This is a genomic window from Streptomyces sp. NBC_01716 (genome assembly GCF_036248275.1).
GTDB lineage: Bacteria > Actinomycetota > Actinomycetes > Streptomycetales > Streptomycetaceae > Streptomyces.
In genome coordinates this window covers 1498252-1511420 of sequence record NZ_CP109181.1, presented here as the reverse complement: position 1 = coordinate 1511420, position 13169 = coordinate 1498252, and the positions used below count along the sequence as shown (strand labels likewise).

Here is a 13169-nt window from a genome sequence, read left to right as displayed (position 1 = left end):
GGACGGCCCCCGGATCGAGCTGCCCGCGGGGTGGTCCGTCCTGAGCCCTGCCTGACGTGTCCCGCGGGGCCGGGTTAACGTCGGCGGATGAGCCTTTCGACTTCCTCTCCCGTCGAGCCCGACGCGTCGGCCCGTGGGGCGCGTACGAGTGGTGTGCAGTCCGTGGCCAGGGCCGCGCGGCTGCTCAGCGCCGTGGTCGACAGCCCTTCGGGGGCCACCTTGACCGAGTTGTCGAAGACCACCGGGCTCAATGTGAGCACCGTGCACCGGCTGTTGGCCACACTGACGGCCGAGGGGCTGCTGTGCCGTTCGCGGGAGAGCGAGCGTTTCCTGCCGGGTCCCGTACTGCTGAGGCTGGGGCGGCGGTCGCTCTCCTCCAGCGGTCTGCCCGATGTCACCGCCGTACTGAAGGAGTTGGCCGATCGCACCGGGGAGACCGCGAGTGTCGGGGTTTGCCGCGGCGACACCGTGCTGACCCTGATGAGCGTGCAGTCGGAGCAGCCGCTGCGGTACTTGGGCGAGCCGGGCCGCGCCGTACCGCTGACGGACTCCGTGATGGGGCTCGCCATCGCCGCCTTCGACCCGGACCGCGACCGGGCACCCGCGCCCGGTACGTACGGCGGGAGCGGCGGGGACGACGACCGCGAACGCTGGTCGCAGAGCGTCGAACTGCTGGCCACCCGCTTCCGCGGCTATGCCGTCCTCGACGACACGGGCGGCAGCGGCCTCCGGGGGATCGCCGCGCCCGTGCACAGCGGATCGGCCTACATCCGGCTCGCGGTGGACATCCAGGGCCCCGCGAGCCGGATGGCGGACGACCGCCTCGGACGGCTGGGGTCCGCCGTGGTGGCCGCGGCGGAGAGTCTGCGTGGGCTGCCGGTCGCACTCGCCCTGGGCCAGCTCTGACCCGGCTCCGAGGCTCTGAGCCGGCCGCCCCGGACCGGCTCCGAAGACGGTCGATCCGCGCCCCCTTCGCTCTTTTCGCACAGTGAAACCTTCTTGCGCTGTGCGAAAAGCGGCAGTTGACGCGTGCTGCGGGCTGCCTTAAAGTCGTCCTCGCGATACCACGACCACGGTGCGAAGGGAGCGGACGACGGCATGGCCTCACACGACGGCGCTCTCGTCATCTCCCGCAACCACCCGGTCTTCGACCTCCCCGAGATCGTCGCCGTCGAGCGCGGCCTGTTCGCGGACGCCGGTCTCGACGTGCGCTTCGCGGACGCAGGCACCGCCGGGGAGAGTGACGTCAGGGACCCGATCGCCCGCCGCAAGGAGGCCCTGTTCGAGGCCGAGCGGTCCGATCTGTTCAATCTCTGCGAATGGGGCGGCATCGACCGTCTGGAGCGCAACAGCCGTGGCGGGTACATCGGTTACCTCCGCCCCGCCGTCGTCGCCCAGGCACTGGTGAGCTTCGACCCCACGCTGAACGAGCCGCACGACATGAACAACGTGCCCGTCGGCGTCAACGAGTTCACGGGGTCGCACTACACCGCCCTGCATCTCCTGGAGGGCACGGTGCCCCGGGAGCAGATCAAGCTGGAGCATGTGGGCCCGCCAGCGGCGCGGCTCGAATCCGCCGCGCGGGGAGAGCTGCGCGCCGTGATGCTGATGGAGCCCTTCCTCAGCCTCGCGCTGGAGCGCGGCGCCCATCTGCTCGGCTGCTACTTCTACCGGGGCGCCCAGGTCGTCGCCCCGCATCTGACGGCGGGGCGTCTCGACCTCTTCATGTCGGCGGTCAACTCCGCCGTGGATCTCATCAACGCGGACCGGCCGTCGTTCGCCGGTCATGTGGTTGAGGAAGTGGCCGGCGCGCTCGCACCCGAGCGGCTCCGCCCGGAGTACCACCGCTTCACCCACGCGACGCCCTTCACCAAGGAGCGTTTCACCGAGAGTTATGCCTGGATGAGGTCCTGGCAGCTCACCGACGGGCGCAGCGGCTACGACACTCTTCTGGCACTGAGGTGAGGGGGCGAGCCATGACGATTGAACTGGCGCACGCACCGCGCCTCACCCGGCGCTACCACCTGGACCTCTGTCTCCTCGCCGGCGGGCTGTGTCCGGGCGATCCCGGCTGTTCCGCCTCTCCCCGCTGTCCGGCGCTCTGACGCCTCGTACGGACCGGCGCGCACGCACGAGCCGGCTCTCCGTCCCACAGCACACACCCTTCTGAACGGGCGGCCCCGCCGCTCCCCGTCGCCGACTCTCTGTCGGGCGACAGCTGACCGTTCACTTCCGCTGCTCCGTCGGCCCACCGTCGTGCCGCCGCGCAACGCTCCAGCGCGCCGCCCCACCGCCTGCCCGGCGCGCGCTCCGCCCGCCTTCACGCGCGGCCCCTTGACCGCGACACCCTCCGAGGAGCACTCCATGCATCCCGCACACCCCTTTCCCCGGACCCTGAACCGCCGGGGTCTGCTACGCGCCGGCGGATACGGCCTGGCCGCCGCGAGCCTCGGCCCGCTGCTCTCGGCCTGCGGGAGCGACGACTCCGGTTCCGGCGGTGGCGGTCTGTCCGCCAGGGTCGAGGACACCCAGGCGGGCACGGCCGGCGCGGTCATCAGGCCCATCAGCGAGAAGCTGCGGCTGACGGGAGACCTGAAGCTGTCGTACGTCGCGGGCACCGGGCCCGGGGATGTGCAGAACAAGCTGCTGTCCGGGGCGTTGGACGTGGCCAGCATGGGACCGATCGGAGCCGCCGTCGCGCTGGAGGCCGGGGCCGATGTCGTGATCTTCTCCGCGAGCCTGGCCAACCACGTCCGATGGCTGGTGCCGGAGAACAGCCCGTACCGGACGATCAAGGATCTGCGCGGCAAGAAGATAGCCACCCCGCCCAAGAACAGCGACGCCTACCGCTCGACCCAACTGTCCACCGCCGTCAACGGAGTTGACTTCGAGTCGGAGTACCGGGCCCATCCGGGCGCGGTACTGGCCGGTCTGGCGCTCTTCGAGCGCGGCGACGTGGACGCCATCATCACCATCGAGCCCAACGCCACCCGGCTCGTCGCCAAGGGCGCCAGGCAGCTCTCCACCGTCACCGAACTGTGGCGTGAGGGCACCGGCTCGGACGCCCAGCTCCTGCTGAACGGCCAGGGTGGCCAGCGGAGTTGGGTGGACGGCAACAAGAAGACGGCCGCCGCCTTGGCCGCGCTGCGCCTCGAAGCCCACCACCACATCGCCGACCGCCCCGAGGTGCTCGCCGAACTGCACGCGTCGTACGGCGTTCCGGCCGCCGAGAAGAAGGCCATCGCACTGCTGCCGGAGCGGCTCGCGGGGATCTACCCGCAGGAGTGGAACGAGACCTCGTTCGCCAATCTGCGCGAGCAGTTGCGGGTCGCCGCGCGCACCGGGCTCATCAAGTCCGTTCCGGACAAGACCGTCTACCGCTCGCTGGGGTGAACCGGACGTGACATCGAATCTGCTGAAGAGTCCGCGGACGGCCGCGCCCGCCGCCGTGTCCCCGGACGACCCGCCCCGCCCGCCACCTCCGCGCCGTGCGGGCCGTCCGGCCGCACGCCGACTGGCCACGACCGTCCTGCCCGTCATCGCGTTCTTCGTCGTGCTCATCGGCGGCTGGCAGCTGCTCGCGCTGCGCGACGACAGTCCGCTGATGCCCCAAGTGCCGGTGATCTGGCAGGCGTTGACCGACGCGGTCACCGACCCGGTGTTCTACGAGTCGCTCGGCGTCACCATGCTGAGGGTCTCCCTCGGTTTTCTGCTCGCCTTCGCCGTGGCCGTCGTCGTGGGGATCGCGATGGGCCGGGTGGAGTTCGTGCGCCGGTTCTTCGAGCCCGCCGTGCTGATCGGCCTGACCGTCCCCGGCCTCGTCTGGGCGCTGCTGTGCGTCATGTGGTTCGGGATCTCGCTGACCAACCCGGTGGTGGCCGTCGCCCTGTCGGCGGCGCCCGCGCTGACCCTGAGCATCTATCAGGGAACGCTCGCCATGGACGGAGACCTGCGGGAGATGGCGTATGTGTACCGCTTCCCCGCCCGGTACAAGCTCCGCCACCTCTGGCTGCCCGCGCTGCGTCCGGCGCTGCTGTCCGGGGCCCGGCTCGGTCTTTCGCTGTCCTGGAAGGTGATCGTCCTGGTGGAGATGTTCGGCATGTCCAGCGGGATCGGCTATCAGCTCAACAACCAGTTCGCCGCCCAGGACGTCGCCGCCGTTCTCAGCTGGACGCTGTTGTTCGCGCTGGTCATGGGCGTACTGGAGTACGGCGTCCTGCAAGGTCTCGAACGGCGGCTGAACCGCTGGCGGAAGGTGACCGCCGTATGAGCACGAACTCCGCGCGCGTCGTCCTCGACGGCGTGACCAAGGGCTTCACCACCGGCCGGACCGGACAGCGCGAGACCGTCTTCGAAGACTTCGGGCTGCGGGTCGAGGAGGGCGAACTCGTCGCCGTCGTCGGCGCGTCGGGCACCGGCAAGACCACCCTGCTGCATCTGGTCGCCGGGCTCGAACAGCCGGACGCGGGACGGGTGGAGACGGGCGGGAGCCAACAGGGCAGGCTGGGCGTCGTCTTCCAGCAGCCCCGGCTGCTCGACTGGATCTCCGTACGCCGCAACGTCGAACTGGCCCTGCGCAGCGCGGGTCTCGACCCGGCCGGGGCTGGGCCCGCCCTGGCGGACGTCGGACTCGCCGACCACGCGGACCGCTATCCGTCCGTGCTCTCCGGCGGGCAGCGTCAACGGGCCGCCGTGGCACGCGCGTTCGCGGTGGAGCCTGAACTGGTGCTGCTCGACGAGCCGTTCAGCGCGCTGGACCAGCTGACCGCGCGCCGGCTGCGGCTGCTGCTCCAGGACCTGTGGACCGCGAGGCCCCGGACGGGACTGCTGGTCACCCACAACCCGCTGGAGGCCGCCTTCCTGGCCGACCGGGTGATCGTGCTGGACGGCAGGCCGGCCGTGATCCGCGAGGAGTTCACCGTCGGCCTGCCCCGCCCCCGGCTGCCCGAGGACCGTGCCGTCTTCGATCTCCACAGCAAGATCCTCGCCGCGCTGGGCTGACCGCCCGCGCCCCACTGTCACAGGACCCGCCCCGGGTCCTGCCCACCGAGACGAAAGGTGTCCGTCATGGCACCCAGGAAAAAGATCACCATGGAGACGCTCTCCCTGGTCTTCTCCCTCCCTCAGCTCGTCGCCCAGCAGGAGGGCTACTACGAGGAGGAGGGGCTGGACGTCGACTTCGTGCCGAAGGGGTACGAGGCCGCCGTCACCTTCCTCGACGACCACGAACTGGTCAGCGCCTTCGGCACCGTGCGCTCCAACTTCGAGAACGGCGACGCCTCCCTGTACCGCGCCTGCGAGTGGGGGCAGATCCGCCGCTCGCACGACACCGAGGTCGGCGGCCGGGTCGTCGGCAAGCGGGCGGCGGTCGGCAGCCAGGCCATCTTCGTACGGCCCGACTCCCCGGCCGTGCACCCGCAGGACCTGGCCGGTGAAGCGGTCGCGGTGAACTTCCACCACGGGTCGCACTATCTCGCGCTCCAGGCCCTGGAGGGCTTCCTGCCGCGTGAGGAGATCAAGGTCGTGCATGTCGGCGGGCCGCAGCAGCGGTTCGAGGCGCTGCGCGACGGGCGGGTGCCGGCCGCCGCGCTGATGGAGCCGTGGATCACCGTGGCGCAGAAGCAGGGGTACCAGCTCCTCACCGAGGCGTTCTACGTCGGCTCGGAGATCGCTTCCCCCGAGGTCGACGCGGACACCTACGACGCGCTGAACCGCGCCGTGGTCAAGGCCGTGCACAAGCTGAACGAGGACCCGTACCCGTATCTGCACCACCTCATCGGCGAGGTCCCGGCGGAGATCGACCCGGACCTGAAGCCGTCGGACTTCGCACGGTGGCGCCTGCGGTTCGTGGAGCCCTCGCCGTACCCGCAGGGGCAGTTCCAGCGGACCTTCGACTGGATGCGGAGCTGGGACCTGATCAAGGAGGACGGCTCCTCCTACAACACGCTGGTCGACAATCTGCTGCCGGCCTGACCCGGGAGACGGGCCCCGGGGGCGCGGGCCCGCGACGCGCGGGGGCCGTACGGCGCTGGAACCGCCGTACGGCCCCCGCGGGTCTGCGCGCATCCTCCCATCCCTCCCCGCCGTCGCATCCCGCCCTTCCTCCTCTCCCGCTCCCTTCCCGCTCCTCTCCCGACAGGGGTCCGACTGTGCGTGACCAGCGGGTGTGGCCCCTGTACGTGGGCGGGTTCCTCGGCCCCTACGGCAGCACGATGGTCACGCCGATCGTCCACGAGGTCGCCGCCGGGCTGGACAGCACACCCGGGCTCGCGGCCGGCGCCGTCACCGCCTACATGCTCCCGTTCGCCGCGCTGATGCTGGTCAGCGGCACGCTGGCGGAGCGGTGGGGGCGGGGACGGGTGATGCGTGTGGCGCTCGCCGGGTTCGTGGTGGCGACGGTGCTGTGCGCCGTGGCTCCGACGATGGACCTCTTCCTGACCGCCCGCGCGCTCCAGGGCGCGGCCAACGCCTTCACCACCCCGCTGCTGGTCGCCGCCATCTCCGACCTCGTCGGCGGGGAGCGGCTGGGCCGTGCCCTCAGCTGGTTCGCCGCCGCACAGGCGGCCGGGCAGGGCATGAGCCCGCTGTTCAGCGGGATGGGCGCGGCGGTGCACTGGCGGCTGGCGTTCGTGGTGCCGGGGCTGTGCGGACTGCTGCTGGTGTGCTTCCCCCCGTCGGCCTCGGCCACCCGGCGGGTCGCGACCGCGCCCGCCTCGTGGCGGTCCCTGGCCAACCGGCGTCTGCTGCTGGCCTGTTCGGTGTCGTTCCTCTGTTATCTCGCGTCGGTGGGGCTGACCGTGATGCTCGTGCTCCGCGCCCGGGACCGGTTCGGTCTCGGTCCGGTGGAGACCGGGCTGCTCAGCTCGGCCTTCGGGCTGGCCGGTATCTGCGCGGCGCCCTTGGCGGGCCGTCTGCTCGCCGGGAAGGGCCCGCACCTCTCCGGCATCGCGTCCAACGCGGTGCTCGTCACGGGGCTGGTGACCGCCGCTCTCGCGACCAGCCTGCCGGTGCTCCTGACGGGCGTGGCGCTGGTCGGCGCGGCGGTGACGGGCCTGCGCTCGGTGACCAACACGCTGGCGGTGACCAGCGCACCCGACAACCGGGGCGGCGCCGCGTCGCTCGCCCTGTCGGCCCAGTTCTTCGGAGGAGCCGCGGCGGCGCCCGTGTGGCTGCCGATGTACCACGCGTACGGGGACCTGGGGTTCGCGGCGGCGGCGGGCGCGCCGCTGGTGGCGCTGGCCGTACTCGTCATATCGGCACGGAGCATGTCCGGGGCGGCCCGGCCGGGTCCCGGCGGTGGGTGAAGGGGCTCTGGCCGGGGGATTCGGCGGCGGGTAGCGTGGGCGAAATGAAGATCCTCATCAGCGCCGACATGGAGGGCGCCACCGGGGTGACCTGGCCGGCCGACGTCCTGCCGGGGACGCCGCAGTGGGAGCGCTGCCGCGCGCTGTTCACCTCGGACGTGAACGCCGCCGTCCTCGGCTTCTTCGACGGGGGCGCCGACGAGGTGCTGATCAACGAGGCGCACTGGACCATGCGCAACCTGCTCCTCGAAGAGCTGGACGAGCGCGCCCAGATGCTCACCGGCCGTCACAAGTCGCTGAGCATGGTGGAGGGCGTCCAGCACGGCGACGTCGACGCGATCGCGTTCGTCGGCTACCACACGGGCGCGGGCACCGAAGGCGTCCTCGCGCACACCTATCTCGCCAACTCCATCACCGGTGTCTGGCTCAACGGCGCCCGCGCGAGTGAGGGCCTGCTCAACGCGCAGGTCGTCGCCGAGTACGGCGTCCCCGTCGTCCTCGTCACCGGTGACGACCTGACCTGCGCGGACGCCGACGGATACGCGGCGGGCGCCCGCAAGGTCGCGGTCAAGGACCATGTCTCGCGGTACGCCGCGGTCTGCCGCACCCCCGCGCGTACCGCCGCCGCCATCCGCGCGGCGGCCAAGGAGGCCACCGCGCTGGCCGTACGGTACGAACCGGTCGCCGTCGGCCCCTACACCGTCGAGCTGGAGTTCGACGCCGAGCATCTCGCCGCCGCCTCCACCGTCGTCCCCGGAGTGGTGCGCGCGGGTGAACGGCGGGTCGCGTACACGAGCGGGACGATGTACGAGGGCATTCGCACCTTCAAGGCGGTCACCACGATCGTCTCGGCCGCGGTGGAGGAGCAGTATGGCTGACATGACGCAGGAGAACGCGAGTACGGACCGGGCGGAGCCCATCGACATGGTGGCGCTGGACGAGGCGGTGTCGTTCACCTCCGACCTCATCCGTATCGACACCACCAACCGGGGCAGCGGCGACTGCCGGGAGCGCCCCGCCGCCGAGTACGTCGCCGAGCGGCTGGCCGCCGCCGGACTGGAGCCCGCGCTCCTCGAACGGACCACCGGCCGCACCAACGTGGTCGCGCGCATCCCGGGCACCGACCCGACGGCCGACGCGCTCCTGGTCCACGGCCATCTGGACGTCGTACCCGCCGAACCCGCCGACTGGTCCGTGCACCCCTTCTCCGGCGAGGTCAGGGACGGCGTCGTATGGGGTCGCGGGGCCGTCGACATGAAGAACATGGACGCGATGGTGCTCGCCGTCGTCCGCGCCTGGGCCCGCGCCGGCGTCCGGCCGCGCCGGGACATCGTGATCGCGTACACCGCCGACGAGGAGGCCAGCGCGATCGACGGCTCCGGCTTCCTCGCCGACCACCACCCGGAGCTCTTCGAGGGCTGTACGGAGGGCATCAGCGAGTCCGGGGCCTTCACCTTCCACGCCGGGCCCGGCATGACGCTCTACCCCGTCGCCGCGGGCGAACGCGGCACCGCCTGGCTCAAGCTCACCGCACACGGCAGGGCGGGCCACGGCTCCAAGGTCAACCGCACCAACGCGGTCAGCAGGCTCGCGGCGGCCGTCGCCCGCATCGGCCACCACGAATGGCCGCTCAGGCTCACCCCGACCGTCCGTGCCGCGCTCAAGGAACTGGCCGCCCTCCACGGATTCGACGCCGACGTCGAGTCCGAGCACTTCGACCCCGACGCGCTGCTCGCCAAGCTCGGCCCCGCGGCGGCGCTGGTCGAGGCGACCGTGCGCAACAGTGCCAACCCGACGGTCCTGGAAGCCGGTTACAAGGTCAATGTGATCCCCGGTCAGGCCGTCGCCTATGTGGACGGCCGGATGCTGCCGGGCGGCGAGGACGAATTCCGCACCACGATGGACGAGTTGACCGGACCCGACGTGGAGTGGGAGTTCCACCACCGCGAGGCGCCCCTCCAGGCGCCGGTCGACTCACCGACGTACGCCAAACTCCGCGCGGCCGTCGAGCGGTTCGACCCGGCCGGGCACGTCGTGCCGTACTGCATGTCGGGCGGCACCGACGCCAAGCAGTTCTCCCGGCTCGGTATCACCGGCTACGGCTTCTCGCCGCTGAAGCTGCCCCCCGGCTTCGACTACCAGGCCCTCTTCCACGGCGTCGACGAACGGGTCCCGGTGGACGCCCTGCACTTCGGGGTCCGCGTTCTCGACCACTATCTCCAGACGGCATAGGGGAGCCCGGCATGCAGCGGATCGCGCCGTACGGATCATGGCCGTCACCGGTCGACGCCGCGCTGGCCGCCTCGCACGACGGGCGGCCGGAGTACGTCGGCACCGTCGGCGACGAGGTGTGGTGGACGGAACCGCGTCCCACGGAGGAAGGCCGGCGCGTCCTCGTACGCCGCCGGTCCGACGGCCGTGAGGAATCGGTCCTGCCCGCCCCCTGGAACGTCCGCACCAGGGTCATCGAGTACGGCGGCGGGCCCTGGGACGGGGCGGTACGGGCCGACGGCTCCACGCTCATCGTCTTCGCGCACCTCCCGGACCAGCGGCTCTACGCCTACGAGCCGGACGGCGACGGGCCGCCGCGCCCGCTCACCCCCGCCCCCGCACCGGACGGCCGCAGGACCGGCACCCTGCGCTGGGCCGATCCGCGACTGCGGCTCGACGCCGGCCATGTCTGGTGCGTGCTGGAGGAGTTCACCGGCGAGTCGCCCACCGACGTACGCCGTGTCATCGCCTCCGTACCGCTGGACGGCTCGGCCGCCGACGACCGCACGGCGGTGAGCGAACTCTCCGACGACCGGCACCGCTTCGTCACCGGACCCCGGGTGTCACCGGACGGCCTGCATGTCGCCTGGATCGCCTGGGACCACCCCCGAATGCCCTGGGACGGCACGGAGTTGCTGCTCGCCGACACCGCCGGGACGGACGCCTTCACCGGGGTCCGTACCGTCGCGGGAGGCCCCGAGGAGGCCGTCGTACAGGCCGACTGGGCGTCCGACGGCTCCCTTCTGTACGTCTCCGACCCCGGCGACTGGTGGCAGCTGAACCGGCTGCGGATCGACCCGTCGTCCCCGGGCGGCGTCACCGCGCCCACCCGGCTGAGCCCGGCCGTGGACGAGGAGTTCGGCGGACCGCTGTGGAAGATCGGCCTCCAGTGGTTCCGGCCGATGGCCGACGGCATGATCGCCGTCGTCCACGGCAAGGGCGCCACCGCGCTCGGCATCCTCGACCCCGAGACCGGCCAACTCGCCGACGCGGCGGGGCCCTGGACCGAATGGGCCGCCACCCTAGCCGTCCGGGGCACCCGCGTGATCGGCGTCGGCGCCAGCCCGCGCAGCGCGTACGAGATCGTGGAGCTGGACACCGCCACCGGGCGGGCCCGGGTCATCGGCTCGGCGCACGACGACCCGGTCGACCCCGTGTACTACCCCGAGCCACAGATCCGTACGTTCACCGGCCCAGGCGACCGGGAGATCCACGCCCACATCTACCCGCCGCACAGCCCCGACCACAGCGCGCCCGCCGAGGAGTTGCCCCCGTACGTCGTATGGGCGCACGGCGGGCCCACCAGCCACGCCCCGCTCGTACTCGACCTGGAGATCGCCTACTTCACCTCGCGCGGCATCGGCGTCGCCGAGGTCAACTACGGCGGCTCCACCGGCTACGGGCGCGCCTACCGCGAACGGCTGCGTGAACAGTGGGGTGTTGTCGACGTCGAGGACTGCGCGGCCGTCGCGCGCGCCCTCGCCGACGAGGGCACCGCCGATCCCGCCCGGCTCGCGATCCGGGGCGGCAGCGCGGGCGGCTGGACCAGCGCCGCGTCGCTCACCTCCACCGACGTCTACGCGTGCGGCACCGTCATCTACCCGATCCTCGACCTGTCGAGCTGGGTCTCGGACGGGACGCACGACTTCGAGTCGCGGTATCTGGAGTCGCTCGTCGGTCCCTTCGCCGACGTACCGGGCCGCTACCGCGAACGCTCGCCGATCAACCACGTCGACCGGATCACCGCGCCGTTCCTGCTGCTCCAGGGGCTGGACGACGTGATCTGCCCGCCGGTCCAGTGCGAACGCTTCCTCGCCCAACTGGCCGGGCGCGACGTCCCGCACGCGTACATCACCTTCGAGGGGGAGGGCCACGGCTTCCGCAGGGCGGACACGATGGTCCGCGCGCTGGAGGCCGAACTGTCCCTGTACGCACGGACGTTCGGGATCAGCCGCCCCGACGTCCCGGTGCTGGAGCTGAGGAAGTGACCCCCGTGTCCCCCGGCTCTTCCGTGGGCCCGTTGGTGCGTGCGCCCCGGCTGCGGCCCGGCGCGAAGGTCGCCGTCGTCGCACCCAGCGGCCCCGTGCCCGCCGACCGGCTCGAAGCGGGCCTGGACATCCTGCGCGGCTGGGGCCTCGACCCCGTTGTGGCACCCCATGTCCTGGACCTGCACGCGGAGTTGGACTATCTCGCGGGATCGGACGAGGCACGCGCCCGCGACCTCCAGGACGCCTGGTGCGACCCCACGGTCTCGGCCGTCCTGTGCGCACGCGGCGGCTACGGCGCCCAGCGCATGGCCGACCTGCTCGACTGGGACGCCGTACGCGCGGCGCCCCCCAAGGCCTTCGTCGGCTACAGCGACATCACCGTGCTGCACGAGGCGTTCGCCGTACGCGCGGGAGTCTCCACCCTGCACGGTCCGATGGTCGCCGCCCTGACCTTCCTCAAGGACCCGGCGACCCAGGAGTCGCTGCGCGCGACGCTCCTCGACCCGGAGACCGTCCGGACCATCGGCCTGGACACGGCGGGCGCGCTCGTTCCCGGCCGGGCCCACGGCGTCACCCTCGGCGGCTGCGTCAGCCTGCTCGCCGCCGACCTCGGCACCCCGCACGCCCGCCCGTCCGCCGCCGGCGGCCTGCTGCTGATCGAGGACATCGAGGAGGAGCCGTACCGGCTGGACCGGATCCTCACCCAACTCCTGCGCTCCGGCTGGCTGGACGGGGTCGCCGGGGTCGCGCTCGGCTCCTGGGCGGGCTGCGGCCCGTACGAGGCGGTCCGAACCCTGATGCTCGACCGCCTCGGCGCCCTCGGCGTCCCGGTGGCCGAGGAACTGGGCTTCGGCCACGGCCCGACGAACCTGACGGTGCCACTGGGCGTCCCGGCGGTCCTGGACGCGTCGGACGGCACGGCCACGCTCACGCTGGACGAGCCGGCGCTGGCGAACTAGGCCGGCGCGATGTCCGACACCATTTCCCGCGCGGCAGCGGCTGTCCCTTGATGCCACGCCTACGCAGGTGGGCGCGGTTACCGTTGGATCGCGGTCAGTCGCCGTCGCGGTTGAGGGTGCCGGCAATGCGTTCGGCGATGGCTTGCCGGAGGTCGGGGGCGAGACGTTCGGCCGTGAGGGATTCGTACAGCCACAGTCCGTCGGCGGCCAGGCGGGCGATGAACCGGTCGAGCGCGGCGGGGTCGTCGATGGCTGGGGCGGGAGGCGGTGCCCAGCGTTCGATCACCGCGTTCCAGGGGGCGGCGTGTTCGGTGGTCGTCGCTCCTTCCAGCATGAACAGCAACTCGGCGCGGGTGGCGCTCTGGGTGGCGACGCGGGTGTAGGCGGTGAGCCGTTCGGCGGCAGTGGCTTCGCTTGCGGGCTTTCCCGCCGCTGCGGCCATGCCCGCTTCCCACTGAGCGGCGAGATGCTGGTGGATGGCCTGCACGAGGTCGTCGCGGGAGGCGAAGTGGTAGAGGAGACCGCCCTTGGTCAGGCCGGCCTCGGCGGCGACGGAGTCGAAGGTGACGCTCTTGACGCCCTCGCGCTCCACGACGCGGGCGGCCGCTTCAAGAATCTGGGTTCGTTTGCTGGTCCGCATGGTTGCT

General features: G+C 71.9%; 13 protein-coding genes. 12 read left to right on the top strand and 1 reads right to left on the bottom strand.

Annotation, left to right across the window (positions count from 1 at the left end; genetic code table 11):
* Nucleotides 1–87: 87 nt before the first annotated feature.
* From OIE74_RS06430 to OIE74_RS06375, 12 genes are all read left to right on the top strand, one after another.
* Complete coding sequence (locus OIE74_RS06430; RefSeq protein WP_329379311.1) at nt 88–906, top strand: IclR family transcriptional regulator; 819 nt, start codon at nt 88–90, stop codon at nt 904–906.
* A 192-nt stretch (nt 907–1098) separates the two neighbouring features.
* Nucleotides 1099–1965 (top strand): nitrate ABC transporter substrate-binding protein, encoded by an 867-nt coding sequence (locus OIE74_RS06425; protein ID WP_329379308.1) that lies wholly within the window; start codon nt 1099–1101, stop codon nt 1963–1965.
* An 11-nt stretch (nt 1966–1976) separates the two neighbouring features.
* Nucleotides 1977–2105 (top strand): hypothetical protein, encoded by a 129-nt coding sequence (locus OIE74_RS06420; RefSeq protein ID WP_329379306.1) that lies wholly within the window; start codon nt 1977–1979, stop codon nt 2103–2105.
* 259 nt (nt 2106–2364) lie between these two features.
* Nucleotides 2365–3393: an ABC transporter substrate-binding protein gene (locus OIE74_RS06415; protein WP_329379304.1), complete on the top strand. Its 1029-nt coding sequence runs from the start codon at nt 2365–2367 to the stop codon at nt 3391–3393.
* Between the two features lie 7 nt (nt 3394–3400).
* Nucleotides 3401–4270: an ABC transporter permease gene (locus OIE74_RS06410; RefSeq protein WP_329379302.1), complete on the top strand. Its 870-nt coding sequence runs from the start codon at nt 3401–3403 to the stop codon at nt 4268–4270.
* Entirely contained in the window at nt 4267–5001 is a 735-nt protein-coding gene (locus OIE74_RS06405) for an ABC transporter ATP-binding protein (RefSeq protein WP_329379299.1), read from the top strand. Before OIE74_RS06410 ends, OIE74_RS06405 begins: the two co-directional genes overlap by 4 nt.
* 66 nt (nt 5002–5067) lie before the next feature.
* Nucleotides 5068–5973 carry an ABC transporter substrate-binding protein gene (locus OIE74_RS06400; RefSeq protein WP_329379297.1) on the top strand — a complete coding sequence of 302 codons (906 nt, stop codon included), beginning with the start codon at nt 5068–5070 and terminating at the stop codon, nt 5971–5973.
* Nucleotides 5974–6149: 176 nt separating this feature from the next.
* Entirely contained in the window at nt 6150–7304 is a 1155-nt protein-coding gene (locus OIE74_RS06395) for an MFS transporter (RefSeq protein ID WP_329379295.1), read from the top strand.
* A gap of 44 nt (nt 7305–7348) precedes the next feature.
* Nucleotides 7349–8182 carry a M55 family metallopeptidase gene (locus OIE74_RS06390; protein WP_329379293.1) on the top strand — a complete coding sequence of 278 codons (834 nt, stop codon included), beginning with the start codon at nt 7349–7351 and terminating at the stop codon, nt 8180–8182.
* A 1-nt stretch (nt 8183) separates the two neighbouring features.
* Nucleotides 8184–9536: a M20/M25/M40 family metallo-hydrolase gene (locus tag OIE74_RS06385; protein WP_443076343.1), complete on the top strand. Its 1353-nt coding sequence runs from the start codon at nt 8184–8186 to the stop codon at nt 9534–9536.
* Between the two features lie 11 nt (nt 9537–9547).
* Nucleotides 9548–11563, top strand: a complete 2016-nt coding sequence (locus OIE74_RS06380; protein ID WP_329379290.1) for a prolyl oligopeptidase family serine peptidase — start codon at nt 9548–9550, stop codon at nt 11561–11563.
* Complete coding sequence (locus OIE74_RS06375) at nt 11560–12522, top strand: S66 peptidase family protein (protein ID WP_329379288.1); 963 nt, start codon at nt 11560–11562, stop codon at nt 12520–12522. The genes OIE74_RS06380 and OIE74_RS06375 overlap by 4 nt, the downstream gene beginning before the upstream one ends.
* Nucleotides 12523–12616: 94 nt before the next feature.
* Here the strand turns inward: OIE74_RS06375 and OIE74_RS06370 are convergent, their stop codons facing one another.
* Nucleotides 12617–13162, bottom strand: a complete 546-nt coding sequence (locus OIE74_RS06370) for a TetR/AcrR family transcriptional regulator (protein WP_329379286.1) — start codon at nt 13160–13162, stop codon at nt 12617–12619.
* Nucleotides 13163–13169: the final 7 nt, after the last annotated feature.

What these genes read in the sequence shown, in the direction of transcription:
- OIE74_RS06415 (WP_329379304.1), top strand. Translation starts at nt 2,365, where the DNA reads ATGCATCCCGCACACCCCTTTCCCCGGACCCTGAACCGCCGGGGTCTG.
- OIE74_RS06425 (WP_329379308.1), top strand. Translation starts at nt 1,099, where the DNA reads ATGGCCTCACACGACGGCGCTCTCGTCATCTCCCGCAACCACCCGGTC.
- OIE74_RS06430 (WP_329379311.1), top strand. Translation starts at nt 88, where the DNA reads ATGAGCCTTTCGACTTCCTCTCCCGTCGAGCCCGACGCGTCGGCCCGT.
- OIE74_RS06370 (WP_329379286.1), bottom strand. Translation starts at nt 13,162, where the DNA reads ATGCGGACCAGCAAACGAACCCAGATTCTTGAAGCGGCCGCCCGCGTC.
- OIE74_RS06400 (WP_329379297.1), top strand. Translation starts at nt 5,068, where the DNA reads ATGGCACCCAGGAAAAAGATCACCATGGAGACGCTCTCCCTGGTCTTC.
- OIE74_RS06420 (WP_329379306.1), top strand. Translation starts at nt 1,977, where the DNA reads ATGACGATTGAACTGGCGCACGCACCGCGCCTCACCCGGCGCTACCAC.
- OIE74_RS06385 (WP_443076343.1), top strand. Translation starts at nt 8,184, where the DNA reads ATGACGCAGGAGAACGCGAGTACGGACCGGGCGGAGCCCATCGACATG.
- OIE74_RS06390 (WP_329379293.1), top strand. Translation starts at nt 7,349, where the DNA reads ATGAAGATCCTCATCAGCGCCGACATGGAGGGCGCCACCGGGGTGACC.
- OIE74_RS06405 (WP_329379299.1), top strand. Translation starts at nt 4,267, where the DNA reads ATGAGCACGAACTCCGCGCGCGTCGTCCTCGACGGCGTGACCAAGGGC.
- OIE74_RS06380 (WP_329379290.1), top strand. Translation starts at nt 9,548, where the DNA reads ATGCAGCGGATCGCGCCGTACGGATCATGGCCGTCACCGGTCGACGCC.